Below are 16743 nucleotides of genomic sequence, written 5' to 3' on the forward strand. Positions count from 1 at the left end.
GAAAGCGACTTACCAGGTTCAGGCTTTCGGAATAAGAAAGTAACAAAGCCCGTAACCCAAGATCGCCACACCAAAAGTCACAAGAGCCATGACCACGAAACCTGTTCGGATCAACCCGACTTCGATGCGGTATCTCTTGGCTATTCTAGCACAGACGCCTAGAAGCTTGCCATCCAGCGCATGGTCTAGCTTGTCGACGCGGGGCAAACAAACTGCCAGAATCAAATAAAGCAGGATTCCCGTACCGAACCACAATATTGCAACAAGCCAAATGACGCGCACGATCCACGTTTCAATACCTAAGGCCGTACCTAAACCTTTGCAGACACCTGCCAAAGCACCATCACTCGCCCGAACCCAACGGTAGTTTTGAGTCGCCGTATTTACTGTCATGACAATGTCCCCGTGATCATAAAGTCGTTTCCAAAAGTCAGGTAACGAGGGTTTTTAATATGAATCTTATTCTTCATTTCAGAGATGCGCACCGTCTCGGTCCACGAGCGCGCGCCACCAGATCCCATGATGATAGGAGCCTGGAACATGTAAAGACGGTTCGCCAGACCGGAGCTGATAAATGTACTTGCCGTCATGGCTCCGCCTTCGACCATCACCGATCTTAAGCCTTTTGCGTAAAGCTGAGCTAACAGAGCTTCAAGATCTAGATCCCCGCCGACGTTCGTTTTCACATAAACGATCTGCGGAGTTTTCTTAAGTTTCGATAAAGTTTTATCAACTCGCTCTTTGGCTTCTTCAGCCACACACCAAAAGATATTTTCTGAAGCATGGACTTCGGAAAGTTTGAGATCGTCAAAGCGATAAAGCAATTCGCCTTCGCCGTCGATCACGACGACTTTATTGTCTTTCTTGATCTCGGGGTGACGAATATTCAAAGAAGGATTGTCAAAGTCGATGGTCCCCTTGCCCACGACAACGGCGTCGTAACAAGCCCGCAGATAGTGAACATATTCACGCGATTGAGGTCCCGTGATCCACTGACTTTCACCCGACTTCAAAGCGACTTGACCGTCAATACTGGAAGCCATCTTCAAAGCGACGAAAACTTTTTTCTTTCGGAAATTCCAAAGAAAAGCTTCGCACACCTCTTCAAGCTGCGTTTTGATTTCTTTTTCTTCTTCCGCATTCTGGGATGAAAAAACTTCGGCTTCAATACCGGCATTTTTCAAAATGTCAGCACCCTGACCAGCAACCAAAGGATTCGGATCGATAAGACCAAACGTCACCTTTTTCAAAGGAAGTTTAGCCATCATCTTTGCACAAGAAGGAGTTTTACCTTCATGGGCACAAGGCTCTAAGGTCACAAAGACATGAGCCCCTTTTAAAGTTTCCGAAGACAGATTTTTAAGAGCATTCACCTCAGCGTGAGGGCCGCCGTAAAATTCATGATGCCCGCAGGAAATAAATCCTCCATTGGCATCTAAAACGACAGCGCCCACTAAGGGATTGGGACTGACTCGCGTCGCCCCTTTGTAAGCCTCACTGATAGCAAGTTTCATTGCCTGTTCGGGTGAAAGCTTCGTTCCCGTTGCGGGAATTGAAAGGGGCTTAATTAGTTCCATAGATCCTGACTATGTTAAATATCCACGTTCACGTTGATCGCGTTCGATAGCATCAAACAACGCTTGGAAGTTACCGTCACCGAAACCATCATGACCTTTGCGTTCAATCACTTCATAGAAAATCGGACCGAACGTATTTTTCGTGAAGATTTGTAGCAAGTAACCTTTTTCATCTCCATCTACCAGAATTGCGTTCTTTTCTAGGCGGTTCAAATCTTCTGTCACGTTTGGCACGCGCTCAGGAAGCATCTCATAGTAAGAGTGCGGAGGTGGAGTTAAGAATTGAATTTCACTGTTCTTCAAGTTTTCCAAAGTTTGAACAATGTCAGTCGTCAACAAAGCCACGTGCTGAATGCCAGAACCTTTATATTCATCCAAGTACTCTTGAATTTGAGATTTCGATTCTGTCGGTTCGTTAATTGGGACCGAAAATTTTCCGCAAGGAGAACGCATAACTTTGGAAAGTAAACCGGTCTTTGCACCACGAATGTCGAAGTAACGAGCCTCACGGAAAGCCAAAACTTTCGTGTAGAAGTCACACCACTTATCCATTTCACCTTTAGGAACGTTGTTGGTGAAATGATCAATCACTGTAAAACCAACGCCTTCAGGAAACTTATCTTCCGGCTTTACTTGGAAGATTTCGTTATAAAGTTTGTTTTGGTTTTTCTCGTCGATGAAATAAATCAAAGAGTCACCAATGCCATAGATAGCTGGGAATGGTGTCGCTCCTTTTTGGTGATCATTGCCTTCGTAAGGACGGCCACCGCGTGCCACTGCGGTCTTAAATGCGTGTTCTGCATCTTGAACGCGGAAGCCCGTCGCACAGATCGAAGGGCCGTGCATTTTTGCAAAGTCCGTCGCGAAAGTTTGCGGTTCACAGTTTAAAATATAATTGATGTCGCCTTGGCGGAATAAGCGGATGTTTTTGCCATGAACTTGTCCCACTTCTTTAAACGCATAACGTTTGAAGATAGTTTCGAAATAGTGAGCATCGGGACCTGAATATTCAATAAAATCCACGCCATTAAGGCCGATGGGATTTTGCTCTGTAATTTGAGCCATTGCTTCCTCCTAAAAAACCGACAGTAGCCCTATTTAACACTGATTTCAAGCAAGAAGAAGCTAAGGAATATCAATCACTTAAGCAGGGAACATCTGGCCTTTAGCATTAAGCCCTGAGGTCAGAAGATGAAGCGAATATTCGTTGATAGAAATCCAAGACTTTCGGATCCACGATGATAGAACGAGGATTCCAACCAATAAGATGAAGTCCGTCTGAAGCCCGCAATCGGCTTAAAGCCACGTAAGCATGACCCGGTTCCCACAATGAGCTTAGGTCACACCACAAATCGTCCAAGGTGGCCCCCTGACTTTTGTGAATTGTCGTAGCATAAGCCAAAGTCAGTGGGAACTGCACCACTTGAGCCATGATATTGCCTTCAGCGTCCTGAATAGCAAAAGATGTTTTTTCGACTTGGACTTCGCGACCACCATCTTTTTTCACCATCACGGTGTCGGCGGTGATATCGGTGACAACACCGCGAGTCCCATTCACCCAACGCTTTTGCGGATCATTCTGTAAAAACATCACCCGACAACCCAGCTTAAGAACAAGCTGCAAAGGAACCGGTGCTGATTTCTGTAAAATCTCGATATGTTTTTCAGTTCCAAAGTAAATGGATGCAATGGTGATCTCTTCTTCGTCGAGTTCACGCAATTTTTTTTGATTGAAATTATCCGCTGCTATTTTTCTAGGGAAAAGGCGCGTGCCCGGATGATCTTCATCGTGTTCTTGCAAGTGTTCATTCAAAAAATCCCGCACGCGTTCCGTGGTCAATCCGTGTCGAACATCACTCAAAATATCCAAAAATAAGTTATCGCTGACACGTTGATTGTGGGACAGCTTGACGTTTTGAAAACCGCTTTGGTGCCAGACGGCATTCATAAAACACCAGTCTCTTTGCCCTGTTTGCGTGACGGGTGGCAGCTGTGCAAAATCACCGACGGATATTATGCGCATTCCTCCCCAGGGAAGTTTTGATTCACGAGCTCTTTGCGAAAGCGCTTCGGCAATCATCAAAGCTTGACCGGGGATCATGGAAATTTCATCGATGATCACGCCTTCGACTTTACGAAGACGAGCCATTAATTTTGTATCTTTAGAGGCGCGAGCATAAGTGGCGTCAGGTCCGCCTTCCATAATGCCTAGTCCAAAGAAGCTATGAAAAGTCCGTCCGCCCAGAAGGACCGCAGCCGCCCCCGTGCTGGCCAAGATCGGCATGGACTTGGGATCAAGCTCTTTCATGAAGTGACGAATAAGAAAACTTTTGCCGCTGCCGGCTCCGCCTGTCAGAAAAACATTTTCGCCGGAACGAAGAAGTTCCAGGGCGCCAGATTGTTCAGGAGAAAGGTCGACAGGAGTTTTTGACATGAATGGAACGATCATGCCACAGACACAATCGTTCCTTCAATAGCTTAGCGAGAGAATTTACCGTTTAAGTTCACTTCACGTTGCACAGTCTCGCAGATTTCGCGAGGGCCCATGCGTGGATCTACGACTTCCCAACGACAGTGACGGTCAAAATAACGACGATCTAAGATTCTAACGTGAATGGTGTTGTAGTTGTTACTGAAACTCAAGACAACCTCACGTCCATCCATAAAGCACACGCCTGGATCAAAGTAGAATCCCACGGATTCAACAACACCCTTGCGAGTCACGTACGCCCATTTCAAATCGTTTACCGAAGACTGACATTGAGGCATCACGAAACTGTCACCGCGAGCATCTTTGTAAGTAAGTACGGGTCTGTTTCCTTGAAATGTGATCGCCAATTCACCACGACGTCCTTCGAAAGAACCTTGATAAACGCCTTCTACTTTCTTCGCGCGAGACAGATATTCATCCGGCACTTCGCCATTTTCAATTTTGACTGTCTTACAGGCTGTTAAAGCCAATGTTGCTACGAGGAGCAAAACAAATTTTTTCATAAGAGATCCCCTTTCCTTTTCGATTACCGCGAGTTTCCGGGTAAGTAAAATTGATTAACTTGTCGATAACGCCCTCGATCATAGTCCCAAAGGCCTTTTAAATGAATTTAGGCAGGTTTACGATTTACAAACGAACAACCTTTTCCAATGTGGGAACTCAAGCATGTTAAAACTTCTATTGGCCTCCACCCTCGTTCTGTCAGCACAGGCTAAGTCCGCAAAAACGGCGGCTCCCTCTTCCGACATCCCCGAAAAAAGATCCTTCCCCTTGAGCACGGATGTCAGTCCCTGTGAAGACTTTCACAAATACGTTTGCGAAAAAGCGGAGGCCTCATTCAAACTACGCCCGGATCGCCGCAGCCACACCTTTGCCTTCAATGATTCTAGAGAACGTCTTTTGGAAGTTAAAAAGAAATTCATGAAGGACCTTCCTGCGCAAAAAAATATGGATTCGCGCAGCGAACAGATCCGCGATGTTTACATGTCGTGCATGAATACTTCCGCGAAAGCCAAAGACGAAAAAGCCGAAGTCGTTCGCATGGTGAACGAGATCGGTAAAATTAAAACCACCGAAGAATTAGTTCGTTACTCTCATGAAAATTTGCCGAAGGGCTTTGGCAACATGGTTTATCTTTGGGCGTCTCCGAATTTGGACAATCCGAAAAAGATGGATGCCATGCTTTATGCCAATTTCATGCTTCTTCCCGATCACAAGTACTATGAGCAGCCAGAGCTTTTGAAAGAGTACGAATCCTTGCTCACCATGTTCATCCAAAACATCGAACCCAAAGTAAAGAAGGCGGATGCTCAGGCGCGCGCAAAGGCGATGGTCGCATTCGAACAAGAGTTTATTAAAACTTACCCGGTAACTGCTGTTCGTCATCAGCGTTGGAGTGAAAAACGTGTGAGCTCTCAAGCAGATCTTTTAAAAAAGTATCCGCAGCTCTATTTAAAACCTCTGTTTGATAAAATCCCCCCTGAAGTGGTTGTAAATACACCGATCCCCGAATCTTTGGATTTCATCAACGCGCAACTAGACAAGCTTCCTTTGCAAGTATGGAAAGACGTTTATCTGTATAAAGCTTTGGGCGATCAAATGGACGATGGTTACCCGAAGTTTTTCCAAGCCGGATTTAATTTTGAAAAAAAGTTCTTTGGCGGTCCTGAAAAGCGTCCTGACCGTCAAGAGCGTTGCACGACGACCGCGGGCAACTATTTCATGAAAGAAATTGATGCGGCGTTGGTCGACAAAGTCTTTCCTCATTTCGACGAAAGCAAAGTCAATGAAGTGGGCGCACGTATTCGTCAAAGTATTTTGGAGGGCCTAGAAGCCAACAAATGGCTTTCTAAAGAAGGTAAAAAAGAAGCCATCGCGAAAATTAAAACTGCGCGCTTGCAATTAGTAAAGCCTCACACGGACAAAGAATGGGATTTCGTTCCTCTTCGTCAATATTCTAAAACAAATTATGTGCAGAACATGCACACATACAACGAAGCTCGCTGGGAAAAGAACATGACAGAGCTTCGTGAACCCGCCAATCAAGACGCCTGGGGTATGGGACCGTTGACGGTGAACGCGTATTACAGCAGTAACGAAAACAAATTTGTTCTGCCGATTGGTATTCTGCAATATCCATTCTACGACAAAGATGGATCGGTGATTGAAAACCTAGGCGCCGTTGGCGCAGTGATGGGACATGAATTGGGTCATAGCATTGACGACAGCGGATCAAAATATGATTCTCAGGGCCGTCTTCGTCAGTGGATGACAACAAAAGACATCATGGAGTTCAACCTTCGCGGGCAAAAGATGATTGATCAATTCAATCAAATTGGTCACGACGGCAAGCTGACGTTGGGTGAAAACGTCGCTGATCTTGTCGGTTTGACGTTTGCTTACAATGCCGCTTTCCCTAAGGGCCAAGGCACTGAAAAAGATAAAAAAGATTTCTTCATCGCCTATGGTCGTTTGTGGTGCACGGTGATCCGCCCTGATTTTGAAAAGCTGATGCGTAAAACCGATCCGCACTCGGCGGGATGGGCGCGTATCAATGAACAAGTAAAACATCAGCCCGCGTTTGCGGAAACTTTCCAATGCAAACCAGGCGATAAAATGACTTTAGATCCAAAAGAAAGAGTACAAATCTGGTAATAAGACAAAAAGCCGCATCAAATTGAAGCGGCTTTTTTTGAATTCTACTCTTCATCGCATTTAAGCAAAATGACGGCGCAAAGCTTGCGTGTTTTGTTAAAGAACCGATAAGAAGATCATGGAACGTATCTTGTTTTATTCGGCGTTACTCATATCTTTGAGTGCGTGTAGCTTGGATCTTAAAAAAGTGACAGATGCACTCACAGAAATCCCTGAAGAGGACGTCATTCAGTATTCCTGTCCCACGGGATATGTTTACGTACCCCCTTCCGCGAGCGAAACTCCTCCCGGATTCTGTGTCGCAAAATATGAAATGAAAGATGTCGCTGGCATTGCCACCTCACAAGCTGGTGGTACACCTTGGGGCAATATCGATCGCGATGATGCGATCACCGCTTGTCAGGCTTTGGGTTCTGACTACGACCTTATCAGCACGGTTCAATGGAATAAGATTGCCACCAACATCACTGAAACGACGGCAAACTGGAGTTCCGGTGCTGTTAGTTCAGGGGCTCTAAATCGCGGTCACTTTGATAACTCTTACGGAAGTCTGCTTGAAGCCGGCGGAGACGATCATCCCTGTTATGGTTATGACTTCGATAGCTCTGGAGCTGCGGATTCGCAAGCTTCGCTCGACGCCGTTTGCAGTCCCAGCTTGTGGCATGAAAACCGACGAACTCATCAACTGTCTAACGGCGAAGTGCTTTGGGATTTCGCGGGGAACTCTTGGGAGTGGAACAAAGAAGATTTCACCGATCCCGGCGCTTCAAGCAATGACTACATCGCTGATTTAGTGGGACTGGGCGGAAGTTTTGCTACTTTGTTTGCTCCCTCAAGCTCTTTGGTTTGTGCGAGTCCTAACTCGAACGAATATTGCGGAATGGGTTTTGCCTGGATTAATGGACCGGGCGGAGCGATTGCACGCGGCGGAAGCCTTTATAATGGAACTGACACCGGAGTTTTCGCTGTGGACCTCGACAATTCAACCTCGTACTCAAACACCCACGTGGGTTTCCGCTGTGTGACTTCGGCCACTGCTGCACCCCAATAAAAAAGCCTCTCTTTGCTGCATTTCAAAGCAAGTCCTGTTATGCTAAGAATCTTGGCTGTGACGCAGGAGGAATCTGTGACAGTGAAGTTAGTGAACTTCGAAACAAAAACTGAAAATCCTCATTATGAGGGAGTCTACGACATCGCACCGGCTGAAGTGCAAAAGCTGATGGCGAATGTGAAGCTTATTGATGTTCGTCAACCTGACGAGTACACGGGCGAATTGGGTCACGTCCCGGGCTCAGAGCTAGTAGTTCTGAACACTCTTCCCGATCATCTTGAAAATTTACCTAAAGACCAAACCGTGGTCTTCATCTGTAAAAGTGGCGGTCGCTCTGCTCAGGCCACAGCTTTTGCAAAAATGAATGGCCTTACACACGTTTATAATATGCAAGGTGGAATGATGCTTTGGAACCACCTTCAATTGCCTGTTGAAAGATAGAAAAAATATGCCAGGAAAAGTATTTGTTAATAGAACTTTGAATCTGAAAAAGATTCGTTACATCGGCGTTGATATGGACCATACGTTGGTTCGTTATAACAGTGAAAACTTCGAACGCCTTTCTCACACCACTATGATCGAAAAATTGATCAAACGTGGTTATCCAGAAGCTTTGCGTAAGTTGACGTTTGACTACAACTACGCGATTCGCGGTCTGGTGATCGATCGTAAGATGGGGAACCTTTTGAAATTGAATCGCTATACGGCGATTCGCGCCAGCTACCATGGTTTGAAGCCGTTGGATTTCAAAAGCCATCAAAAGCTTTACAAGTCGACTTACATCGACTTAAGCAACTCGGACTATTTGGCCGTCGATACTTCGTTTTCAATTTCTTTGGCGAACTTGATCGCTCAGATCGTCGAGCTTAAAGACACGGATCTTGGAAACAAGTATCCGGAGTATTCCCAAATCGCCGACGACGTGTTGGATGCTTTGGATGAAGCCCATCGCGATGGCTCTTTGAAAGACGTTGTTAAGAAAAATCTGGATCACTACATCATTAAGGATCCTGAGCTTGTTGAAGGACTTGAAAAATTCCGTCGTCATGGAAAGAAGATCTTCGTTTTAACGAATTCTGATTTCCACTATACAAAATTATTGTTGGATTATGCGATTCAACCTTTCTTGAAAGAACACAAGTCTTGGCAAGATCTGTTTGAATTCGTAATTACTTTTGCCTCGAAACCCAAGTTCTTCTATGAAAGCCAAAAATATCTTCGCGTAAATCCCGAAGATGGCACGATGACAAACATGGAAGGAAAACTGACTCCCGGTATCTACCAAGGCGGTAACGCGAAGAAATTCACGGCCGATCTTGAGCTTGCCGGCGACGACATCCTGTACATCGGGGACCATATTTACGGCGACATCCTTCGCTTGAAAAAGGACTGTAACTGGAGAACAGCTATGGTCATTGAAGAGTTGGATGACGAAGTGAACAACAATAAAAAAGCCGAACCTTTGAATCAAGAAATCGAAGTCTTGATGAAAAAGAAAGAGCCTTTAGAAGATGAACTGACAGACCTGATGACTCGTAAAATTGAAAAAGCCGCGAACATCAACGACACGCAAATCGATGGTCTTCAGAAAACCATTTCTGAAATCGACGCGCAAATCAGTCAGCTGATCAAAAAGCAGCAAGCCATGTACAACGGCAACTGGGGTCAACTGATGAGAGCCGGTAACGAAGAAAGCTACTTCGCCTATCAGTTAGACCGCTACGCCTGCGTTTACATGGAAAAGCTCGGAGACCTCTTGGATCTTTCGCCAAGAACTTATTTCCGCGCCCCACGCCGCCCACTAGCCCACGAAATCTACTAGGTGCCTGCTTCTTTTTGGGTCTACACCGCAGCAAAGCCACTCCATAAGAGTGGCTTTTTTTATTTCGACAGTTAAACTGATCTAGAGAGTCTCGAAGAACACATTTCTAAGGATGGTCTACGAGAAAGTTTATTGTTTCCGCACTGCTTGTTTTTGCTACTTCCCATGTCATGGCTGACGCCAAGGTCGGTTTCATCGATATGCAAAAAGCAATCAAAGGAACTGCGGCTGGAAAAAAAGCCACCGCCGAACTCGATGCACAGTATTCCGAAGAGAAAAAGAATTTCGAAAAGCGCGAAGTTGAACTTAAAAACATGGCTCAGGAGCTAGAAAAGAAAAAGGCGGTTCTTTCAGAAGAGGCTTTTAAAGCCAAACAAATTGAATATCAAAAAGCCGTTATCGCCTTTCGTGAAAACGTAACAAAAAGTCAGAACGACATTCAAAAGAAACAAGAGCAACTGACAGCTCCTATTCTTGAAAAAATGGAAAAGGTCATCGCGAAAGTTTCTAAAGAAAAAGGATTTACGATGGTGCTGCAAGACACTCGTATGATCGTATATTCATCTACGGACGCTGATTTAACAGAAGATGTGATTAAGGCCTACGAAAGCGAGAAATAGTGCCAGCACCCTTTACCAAGGTAAAGGGTCACCATCGCGAAAGAAGCCACCGTTAGGACCACCCTTAGGAAGAGTGGCTGCCCAGATGATGCCTTTGATTCCCTGCTCAACTGTACGGTCTGCATGTGGGCCACCCATATCCGTGCGCACCCACCCCGGTGATACGGAGTTCACACAGATATCTGCCCCTTGCACTTCCGAAGCAAAAAGATTCGTCACCATATTCAGAGCCGTTTTAGAGATACGATAAGACGCGGAAGCGTTTTGCGGAACTGACAGCTGGGCCATACCACTAGAGACATTTACAATACGGCCGTAACCTTCTTGCTGCATCAACGGAAAAATTTTCTGAGTCAGCAAAAAAGGACCTAAAGTATTCGTCGTAAATGTTTTCTGAATAGTTGAAGCTTTCGTTTTAAATAAAGAAGAATTTCCGCCATCTTCACTGTCGATCAGGATTCCAGCGTTATTCACAAGAACATCCACAAAACCAAAATCTTTGCGGATGTTTTCAACGAAATCATTAATACTTTTTTCTTGCGAAAGATCCAGCTTCATCGGCACCACATCCAAGTCCTTCATTTTGAAGGCATTGATTTGCTTTTGCGCCTTATCTGGATTTCGCATGGCCATCACCACTTTAAAACCTCTTTGCGCCAAGGCCTCGCTTGTCGCAAGACCCAAACCTCGATTCGCACCTGTGACGATGGCAATTTTTTTCATGACAATTCCTTATTGAGGACGTGGAACCGGGAAGTCAGGGCCCGCACCGCCGCCGCCGCCATCAACGGGGTCAACCGGAACTAGAACACCTGTAGACCAGTTGCGCGCATCAATCACGCATTCACTGGAAATCACACGCCAACGTTCGATCGGGAAGTGATAAACTGTTTCAACCCAACCCCAACCGTTCCAATCAACGACACGGCGGTAACCACCACGCCCATCACGGTCTACAACCGAACGAGTTTCGCGATGGAACGTTAGAAGTGGATAGTGAAGTTTCAAACGACCGTCATGAGTCAACTGAGCCTTCGCAGGTTCTTCAAACAAACAACCATAGAAACCATCAATGCTGCGAATGCGGCCTTCAAGAATTTCTCCGGGTTGTACGTCACGATCTTTCGGTACGCGGAAAGAAAAGAAATAATCAGAAGGTGCGCCATTGTAGTAATAGCTGCGAGTATTCAAAGTCAAAAGACCGTCGAACTCTACCAAGCGAACCGTCGCGCGACCATCTTCGCTCATCCATGTGCCTTCCAAATTGCTGCCGGCAACGGCGTTGAAAGACAAAGCCAATGTTAATGCGGCTACGAACATTTTCATATTTCCCCCTATCGAGAACCCGCGTTGCGGTTGAACAAAATGATGTAGTCTTTCGCACCTGTTTGTTCCATCATTCCCGAAAATTTATTGTCTTCAAATTTCTTGCGGTAGGTCTTGCGAGCGATGTTTTGAATCATGCACCCCAAAGGACCGGTACCCGCCAAATCTTTACCTTCTTCAATCACACACTTCGGTTCAAACGACTCCTCTTGCTGACGAGTCACCGGAAATTTTGTGATAGAAAAACTGACTACATCGAGCTTGTACTCTTCTTTCAAACGATTGGCAGGATTTTTCTTTAATAGTTGCGAAGAATAAATGTTAGGTACGATGGCCGCGACCCGCAAACCCTGCTCACGAGCCGTCTTTACGCCGTCCACGAAGCGATCCATTTCGTTTTTGATATCGACCCGCATGTTGGAATTAAAAAGCTCCACGTAAGGCAGCATAGGCTCAACAACGATCACATCGTATTTAGATCCGGCCTCTTGATTGGCTTCAAAAAATCCGCGCAAAAGCTCCATGTCTTCGATTTGGTTCGGAGTGACTCCCAATAACACAACCGGCGCCTCTTTAATCTCTAAGCGAAGACGTTCGTAAACGCCCTTCCCTAACTCTTCAGGAGTCGTCACTTGAGAGAATTTGATCTTCGGAATGCTTTGCGGCTGGATAGAGAAATTCATCGCAAAATAGATACCCAAAGCGATCACAGCAGTAGCACAGGCCCAGTAAATGTATTTCATGGGGCCGAAGGTCGCGCAGAATATGAGCGAAGTCTAGTTACGGCGCTACGCACGCCATTCGTCGCAGCGTGGCAATCCTCGTTGTAATCTGTTAGAATTATGCTAGGTTGCGAACATTACATAGGACTTGATCCCCAGGACAGGTACCCACTTATATGAAGGCGACGAATACAAATTCTTCTTTTTCTTATTTAATTATTGGCTCTGGCCGCGTCGCCCGACACCTGGGCTATTATCTTCACTTACTCAATCAACATTTTGAAACTTGGGATCGCTCACAAGATCCGCACGCACTGGCACGAAAAGTCGCGAAATCTTCTCACGTCTTGCTTGCGATCAGTGATTCGGCCCTCTTAGGATTTTATCGACAGCATTTAGCAGGTCACGAGAAAGTCCTCGTGCATTTTTCTGGAGCTCATCATTTTGATGATATGATTGCCGCGCACCCGTTGATGACTTTCGGACCCGAGCTTTATGATCTTTCGTTTTATCAAAAGGTTCACTTCACCGTGACGGGTGCTGACTCTCTTAAAGAGGCGATCCCGGTCTTTACGAATCCTTTCTCTGTCTTGCCACCGGAACAAAAGGCGCGCTATCACGCGTACTGTGTTTTAGGCGGAAACTTCGTGACTTTACTTGTAACTAAAATGTTGCAAGGTTTTTCAGAGATGAATATTCCGGTCGAGGCCGCGCACCTTTACGTCGAAAAAATTTTAGCGAATACATTTCAGAATCCGACTCAGGCCTTAACGGGACCGCTTGTGCGAAAAGATGTCGATACTGTGAAGACAAATCTCGCAGCTCTTTCAGAGGATTCCTATCTTCCCGTCTATGAAGCATTTTTAAAAACCCACTGGCCCGATTACCCGCGAAAGTGAGGCAACAATGAAAACCATTTTAGATTTTCAGGATAAGAAAGCGAAAAAAGAAAAAATATCCATGGTCACCTGTTATGACTACACCTTCGCGCGCATCTTAGCCGAAAGCGACGTCGATTGCCTTTTAGTGGGAGATTCTTTGGCGATGACGATGCATGGACATAAGACGACGTTGAACGCCTCTGTAAACATGATGGCTTTGCACACGGCGGCCGTCGTGCGCGGCGCCGGCGATAAATTCGTCGTTGGTGATTTGCCCTTCATGAGTTATCGCAAAGGTCTTACTGCCAATATGACTTACGTTGAAAAGATCATGAAGGCTGGAGCCCACGCGGTGAAACTGGAAGGTGCTTCTGGAAATATCGAACTGGTTCGTCATCTTCTGGATTCAGGCGTTCCGGTGATGGGTCACTTAGGTTTAACTCCGCAATCCGTGAATCAATTGGGCGGTTTTAAAGTACAAGGTCGCGACGAAAAGGCTCAGAAAAAAATCAAAGAGCAAGCTTTGCAACTTCAAGACGCTGGTGCCTTTTCCGTAGTACTTGAATGCGTTCCTTCAAAACTTGCTAAAGAAATCACCGCGTCCCTAGAAATCCCCACGATTGGTATCGGTGGAGGTCCTGACTGCGACGGCCAAGTTCTTGTTCTGCAAGACATGTTAGGAATGACTCCAGGATTTAAACCTAAGTTCCTAAAACAATACTTCAATGGCTTTGAAGCGATGAAAGAGGCCTTTAACACTTATCATCAAGAAGTGACAGAAGGAAAATTCCCTACCGAGAAAGAGAGCTACTCATGAGTGAAGTTCTGCGTTCTCCTTCAGAAATGAAAGCCTGGCGCAAAGACAAAGTGGGCACGGTGGGCTTTGTTCCTACCATGGGTGCTTTGCATGCCGGGCATGAAGAATTGATCAAGCGCGCCCGCAAAGAAAATGACTTGGTTGTTCTTTCTATCTTCGTAAATCCGACACAGTTCAATGACCCTCAAGATCTGGCGAAGTATCCAAAAACATGGGAGCAAGATTTCGCCATGGCCGAGATGAACGGAGTGGATGCGGTTTTCTTTCCTAACTTTGAAGAAATGTATCCGGACAAGTACCGCTATAAAGTTTCAGAGAACGATTATTCCTTGCTATTAGACGGCGCTCATCGACCCGGTCACTTTGACGGCGTTTTATCCGTCGTGATGAAGCTTTTTAACTTAGTCCGTCCTAATAAAGCCTACTTTGGAGAAAAAGATTTTCAACAGCTCTCATTAATTCGCGGAATGGTGGATGCATTTTTTATGAATCTGGAGGTCATTCCTGTCGCGACGGTGCGTGAGCACGATGGTCTAGCCATGAGTTCTCGCAATACGCGACTGAAAGCTGAAGAAAGAAAAATCGCGCCTGCGATCTATAAAGCCATCACCGAAAGCAAAAGTGCCGAAGAAGCCACGGCAAAACTTCAAGCCCAGGGTTTTGTCGTCGATTACGTCACCGATATAGGATCTCGCCGCTTCGTCGCGGCGAAATTGGGTGAAGTGAGGTTGATAGACAATGTCGAAATCTAAAGTTCTTTTTATTATGACGGGCTCTATCGCCTGCTACAAAGCCTGCCACGTGGTCTCTCGACTGGTCCAAGCCAATTGCGAAGTGCAAGTCGTTGCGACTCCTTCGGCCTTAAAGTTTGTGGGCAATGCGACACTTGAAGGTCTGACCGGAAAACCTGTTGTCAGCGACATGTACGCCACAGGCAATGTTATGGATCATATTCACCTTATGAGATGGGCGGATGTGATTTTAGTCGCACCCGCAACGGCCAGCTTCATCAACAAAGCAGCCCAAGGTGTCGGCGATGATTTAGTGCAAACTCTTTTCTTAGCTCACGACTTTAAGAAACCTTTCCTTGTTGCGCCCGCGATGAACACGAGTATGTACAAACACCCTGTCACGCAAAAGTCCTTGCAGACTCTTCGTGAAATGGGTGTGCAGATTTTAGAAACCGCTTCCGGTATTCTGGCTTGCGGCGAAGAAGGTTGGGGGAAACTTCTTGAACCTGATTTGATTCTGAAATTCACGCTTGAAGCTTTGCAAAACAAAGGCGCCACGGTCCCGTCCGAGGCGATCTCATTTAAATCCGCCAGCAAAGTCAAAGTCCTTGTCACTGCCGGCGGCACGCAAGAACCCATCGACACCGTACGAGTTATTAGCAATCTGAGTTCTGGTAAAACAGGTGTTACGATCGCAGAAAATCTGACGCAAATGGGTTTTGACGTCACACTTTTGCAGGCGCATGGATCCGCACACGCTGAACACGTCACTCGTCGCGACTTCTTTACAAGCTTTGCTAGCCTTGATGAAAAGATGAAAAATTATCTTTCCAGTGAAGAGTTCACGCATGTCATTCACGCAGCGGCTGTGAGTGATTATTCTGTGGATAGCATTGAAGTGAACGGTGTTAAGCATCGCCCCTTTGAGGTAAAAAAGGTCAGCTCAGACGCAGATCACCTCAATATTCATTTGAAACGCAATCATAAGATCGTGGATCGTTTGAAGGATTACTCAAAGAATAAAAATCTGCAAGTGATCGCGTTTAAATTGACCAGCCATGCTTCGGCTGAAGACAAACAAAAAGCCGTGACGAAGTTATTCCAAGGTTCTCATGCCGACTTCGTCGTACACAACGATATGACGGATATTGATATTGTTAACAAAACACATAAGTTCACCTTACACTCGCCTTCCAACGCGGTGGCTTGCGAAAGCCTAGAAAGACTTTCCAGTGAATTGATCCATGCTCTTATGCCTAAGGATACTTTATGATTTTATGTCTTGATGTGGGGAACACTCAGATCTATGCCGGTCTTTTTGACAAAGACAAAATGGTGCTTTCATTCCGTAAGAACTCTAAAAGCGGGGCTTCTTCCGACGAGACCGGGATTTTCTTAAGAAGCGCTATTCGTGAGAATGGTTACGATCCTTCCAAAATCAAACAGATCGCTATCTGCAGCGTCGTCCCCGAAGTGATTTATTCGCTTCGGGGCGCTTGCATGAAGTATTTTAATATCAATCCGTTTATTCTTCAGGCCGGAGTTAAAACAGGATTGAAAGTAAAATATCGCAATCCCTTAGAAGTCGGCGCAGACCGTATTGCCAATTCAATTGCGGCAACTCATCTTTACCCAGGTAAAAATCTTATTATCGTGGATCTGGGTACCGCGACCACTTTCTGTGCCGTGACGAAAGAAAAGGATTATCTGGGCGGCTCCATCGTGGCGGGCCTTCGCCTTTGTATGGAAGCTTTAGAAAGTAAAACGGCGAAACTTCCATCCGTCGAAATCGTTTCTATGCACGAAGCCTTGGGACGCTCGACGATAGAAAGCATCCAGTCTGGACTTTTCTACGGCCATCTAGGAACGATCCGCGAATTGAGTGATAGAATCACCAAGGAATGTTTCCAAGGAGAAAAGCCGCTTGTCATAGGAACCGGCGGATTTGCCTACTTGTTTGAAAAAGAAAAAATATTTGATGAGATCGTGCCGGATTTAGTTCTGAAGGGCATGTTGATCGCTTTGCAATACAATACGTAAGGATTTAGGA

General features: G+C 45.8%; 18 protein-coding genes. 10 read left to right on the plus strand and 8 right to left on the minus strand.

The features are described from left to right. Positions 1–18: 18 nt before the first annotated feature. From AZI85_RS17775 to AZI85_RS00950, 5 genes are all read right to left on the minus strand, one after another. Positions 19–393 carry a PspC domain-containing protein gene (locus AZI85_RS17775; protein WP_081110865.1) on the minus strand — a complete coding sequence of 125 codons (375 nt, stop codon included), beginning with the start codon at positions 391–393 and terminating at the stop codon, positions 19–21. Next, positions 390–1577 carry a bifunctional diaminohydroxyphosphoribosylaminopyrimidine deaminase/5-amino-6-(5-phosphoribosylamino)uracil reductase RibD gene (gene ribD, locus AZI85_RS00935; RefSeq protein WP_063242314.1) on the minus strand — a complete coding sequence of 396 codons (1188 nt, stop codon included), beginning with the start codon at positions 1575–1577 and terminating at the stop codon, positions 390–392. The genes AZI85_RS17775 and ribD overlap by 4 nt, the downstream gene beginning before the upstream one ends. A 9-nt stretch (positions 1578–1586) precedes the next feature. Next, a complete protein-coding gene (gene hppD, locus AZI85_RS00940; protein WP_063242315.1) occupies positions 1587–2642 on the minus strand; it encodes a 4-hydroxyphenylpyruvate dioxygenase in 1056 nt (351 codons plus the stop codon). A gap of 106 nt (positions 2643–2748) precedes the next feature. Next, complete coding sequence (locus tag AZI85_RS00945; RefSeq protein WP_301335682.1) at positions 2749–4011, minus strand: DEAD/DEAH box helicase; 1263 nt, start codon at positions 4009–4011, stop codon at positions 2749–2751. A 44-nt stretch (positions 4012–4055) separates the two neighbouring features. Next, positions 4056–4571: a hypothetical protein gene (locus tag AZI85_RS00950; RefSeq protein WP_063242317.1), complete on the minus strand. Its 516-nt coding sequence runs from the start codon at positions 4569–4571 to the stop codon at positions 4056–4058. Positions 4572–4734: 163 nt separating this feature from the next. On the opposite strand from AZI85_RS00950, the gene AZI85_RS00955 reads away from it, so the two are divergent. From AZI85_RS00955 to AZI85_RS00975, 5 genes are all read left to right on the plus strand, one after another. Continuing rightward, positions 4735–6723: a M13 family metallopeptidase gene (locus AZI85_RS00955; RefSeq protein WP_063242318.1), complete on the plus strand. Its 1989-nt coding sequence runs from the start codon at positions 4735–4737 to the stop codon at positions 6721–6723. A 118-nt stretch (positions 6724–6841) separates the two neighbouring features. Beyond that, positions 6842–7774 carry a hypothetical protein gene (locus tag AZI85_RS00960; RefSeq protein WP_063242319.1) on the plus strand — a complete coding sequence of 311 codons (933 nt, stop codon included), beginning with the start codon at positions 6842–6844 and terminating at the stop codon, positions 7772–7774. A gap of 75 nt (positions 7775–7849) precedes the next feature. After that, positions 7850–8215: a rhodanese-like domain-containing protein gene (locus AZI85_RS00965; protein ID WP_253720765.1), complete on the plus strand. Its 366-nt coding sequence runs from the start codon at positions 7850–7852 to the stop codon at positions 8213–8215. Positions 8216–8222: 7 nt separating this feature from the next. Continuing rightward, positions 8223–9596: an HAD-IG family 5'-nucleotidase gene (locus tag AZI85_RS00970; protein ID WP_063242321.1), complete on the plus strand. Its 1374-nt coding sequence runs from the start codon at positions 8223–8225 to the stop codon at positions 9594–9596. Positions 9597–9766: 170 nt separating this feature from the next. Then, entirely contained in the window at positions 9767–10216 is a 450-nt protein-coding gene (locus tag AZI85_RS00975; protein WP_063242322.1) for an OmpH family outer membrane protein, read from the plus strand. A gap of 12 nt (positions 10217–10228) precedes the next feature. Here the strand turns inward: AZI85_RS00975 and AZI85_RS00980 are convergent, their stop codons facing one another. From AZI85_RS00980 to AZI85_RS00990, 3 genes are read right to left on the minus strand one after another with little or no spacing between them, the layout of a single operon-like run. Then, positions 10229–10939, minus strand: a complete 711-nt coding sequence (locus AZI85_RS00980; protein ID WP_063242323.1) for an SDR family NAD(P)-dependent oxidoreductase — start codon at positions 10937–10939, stop codon at positions 10229–10231. Positions 10940–10948: 9 nt separating this feature from the next. Then, positions 10949–11542, minus strand: a complete 594-nt coding sequence (locus AZI85_RS00985) for a hypothetical protein (protein WP_063242324.1) — start codon at positions 11540–11542, stop codon at positions 10949–10951. Between the two features lie 8 nt (positions 11543–11550). Beyond that, positions 11551–12285 (minus strand): hypothetical protein, encoded by a 735-nt coding sequence (locus tag AZI85_RS00990; protein WP_063242325.1) that lies wholly within the window; start codon positions 12283–12285, stop codon positions 11551–11553. Between the two features lie 155 nt (positions 12286–12440). Here AZI85_RS00990 and AZI85_RS00995 point away from each other — a divergent pair, with 155 nt between their 5' ends. From AZI85_RS00995 to AZI85_RS01015, 5 genes are read left to right on the plus strand one after another with little or no spacing between them, the layout of a single operon-like run. Beyond that, positions 12441–13163: a Rossmann-like and DUF2520 domain-containing protein gene (locus tag AZI85_RS00995; protein WP_063242326.1), complete on the plus strand. Its 723-nt coding sequence runs from the start codon at positions 12441–12443 to the stop codon at positions 13161–13163. Between the two features lie 7 nt (positions 13164–13170). Next, complete coding sequence (gene panB, locus AZI85_RS01000) at positions 13171–13962, plus strand: 3-methyl-2-oxobutanoate hydroxymethyltransferase (protein WP_063242327.1); 792 nt, start codon at positions 13171–13173, stop codon at positions 13960–13962. Continuing rightward, positions 13959–14714: a pantoate--beta-alanine ligase gene (panC, locus tag AZI85_RS01005; protein ID WP_063242328.1), complete on the plus strand. Its 756-nt coding sequence runs from the start codon at positions 13959–13961 to the stop codon at positions 14712–14714. The genes panB and panC overlap by 4 nt, the downstream gene beginning before the upstream one ends. Then, positions 14701–15966 (plus strand): bifunctional phosphopantothenoylcysteine decarboxylase/phosphopantothenate--cysteine ligase CoaBC, encoded by a 1266-nt coding sequence (coaBC, locus tag AZI85_RS01010; RefSeq protein WP_063242329.1) that lies wholly within the window; start codon positions 14701–14703, stop codon positions 15964–15966. Before panC ends, coaBC begins: the two co-directional genes overlap by 14 nt. Then, positions 15963–16733 (plus strand): type III pantothenate kinase, encoded by a 771-nt coding sequence (locus AZI85_RS01015; protein WP_063242330.1) that lies wholly within the window; start codon positions 15963–15965, stop codon positions 16731–16733. The genes coaBC and AZI85_RS01015 overlap by 4 nt, the downstream gene beginning before the upstream one ends. Positions 16734–16743: the final 10 nt, after the last annotated feature.

This window comes from Bdellovibrio bacteriovorus, assembly GCF_001592755.1.
Taxonomy (GTDB): Bacteria; Bdellovibrionota; Bdellovibrionia; order Bdellovibrionales; family Bdellovibrionaceae; genus Bdellovibrio; species Bdellovibrio bacteriovorus_E.

Excerpts from the sequence above, each read along its gene's own strand:
- AZI85_RS17775 (WP_081110865.1), bottom strand. The coding sequence starts at position 393 with ATGACAGTAAATACGGCGACTCAAAACTACCGTTGGGTTCGGGCGAGT.
- ribD (WP_063242314.1), bottom strand. The coding sequence starts at position 1,577 with ATGGAACTAATTAAGCCCCTTTCAATTCCCGCAACGGGAACGAAGCTT.
- hppD (WP_063242315.1), bottom strand. The coding sequence starts at position 2,642 with ATGGCTCAAATTACAGAGCAAAATCCCATCGGCCTTAATGGCGTGGAT.
- AZI85_RS00945 (WP_301335682.1), bottom strand. The coding sequence starts at position 4,011 with ATGTCAAAAACTCCTGTCGACCTTTCTCCTGAACAATCTGGCGCCCTG.
- AZI85_RS00950 (WP_063242317.1), bottom strand. The coding sequence starts at position 4,571 with ATGAAAAAATTTGTTTTGCTCCTCGTAGCAACATTGGCTTTAACAGCC.
- AZI85_RS00955 (WP_063242318.1), top strand. The coding sequence starts at position 4,735 with ATGTTAAAACTTCTATTGGCCTCCACCCTCGTTCTGTCAGCACAGGCT.
- AZI85_RS00960 (WP_063242319.1), top strand. The coding sequence starts at position 6,842 with ATGGAACGTATCTTGTTTTATTCGGCGTTACTCATATCTTTGAGTGCG.
- AZI85_RS00970 (WP_063242321.1), top strand. The coding sequence starts at position 8,223 with ATGCCAGGAAAAGTATTTGTTAATAGAACTTTGAATCTGAAAAAGATT.
- AZI85_RS00975 (WP_063242322.1), top strand. The coding sequence starts at position 9,767 with ATGGCTGACGCCAAGGTCGGTTTCATCGATATGCAAAAAGCAATCAAA.
- AZI85_RS00980 (WP_063242323.1), bottom strand. The coding sequence starts at position 10,939 with ATGAAAAAAATTGCCATCGTCACAGGTGCGAATCGAGGTTTGGGTCTT.
- AZI85_RS00985 (WP_063242324.1), bottom strand. The coding sequence starts at position 11,542 with ATGAAAATGTTCGTAGCCGCATTAACATTGGCTTTGTCTTTCAACGCC.
- AZI85_RS00990 (WP_063242325.1), bottom strand. The coding sequence starts at position 12,285 with ATGAAATACATTTACTGGGCCTGTGCTACTGCTGTGATCGCTTTGGGT.
- AZI85_RS00995 (WP_063242326.1), top strand. The coding sequence starts at position 12,441 with ATGAAGGCGACGAATACAAATTCTTCTTTTTCTTATTTAATTATTGGC.
- panB (WP_063242327.1), top strand. The coding sequence starts at position 13,171 with ATGAAAACCATTTTAGATTTTCAGGATAAGAAAGCGAAAAAAGAAAAA.
- panC (WP_063242328.1), top strand. The coding sequence starts at position 13,959 with ATGAGTGAAGTTCTGCGTTCTCCTTCAGAAATGAAAGCCTGGCGCAAA.
- coaBC (WP_063242329.1), top strand. The coding sequence starts at position 14,701 with ATGTCGAAATCTAAAGTTCTTTTTATTATGACGGGCTCTATCGCCTGC.
- AZI85_RS01015 (WP_063242330.1), top strand. The coding sequence starts at position 15,963 with ATGATTTTATGTCTTGATGTGGGGAACACTCAGATCTATGCCGGTCTT.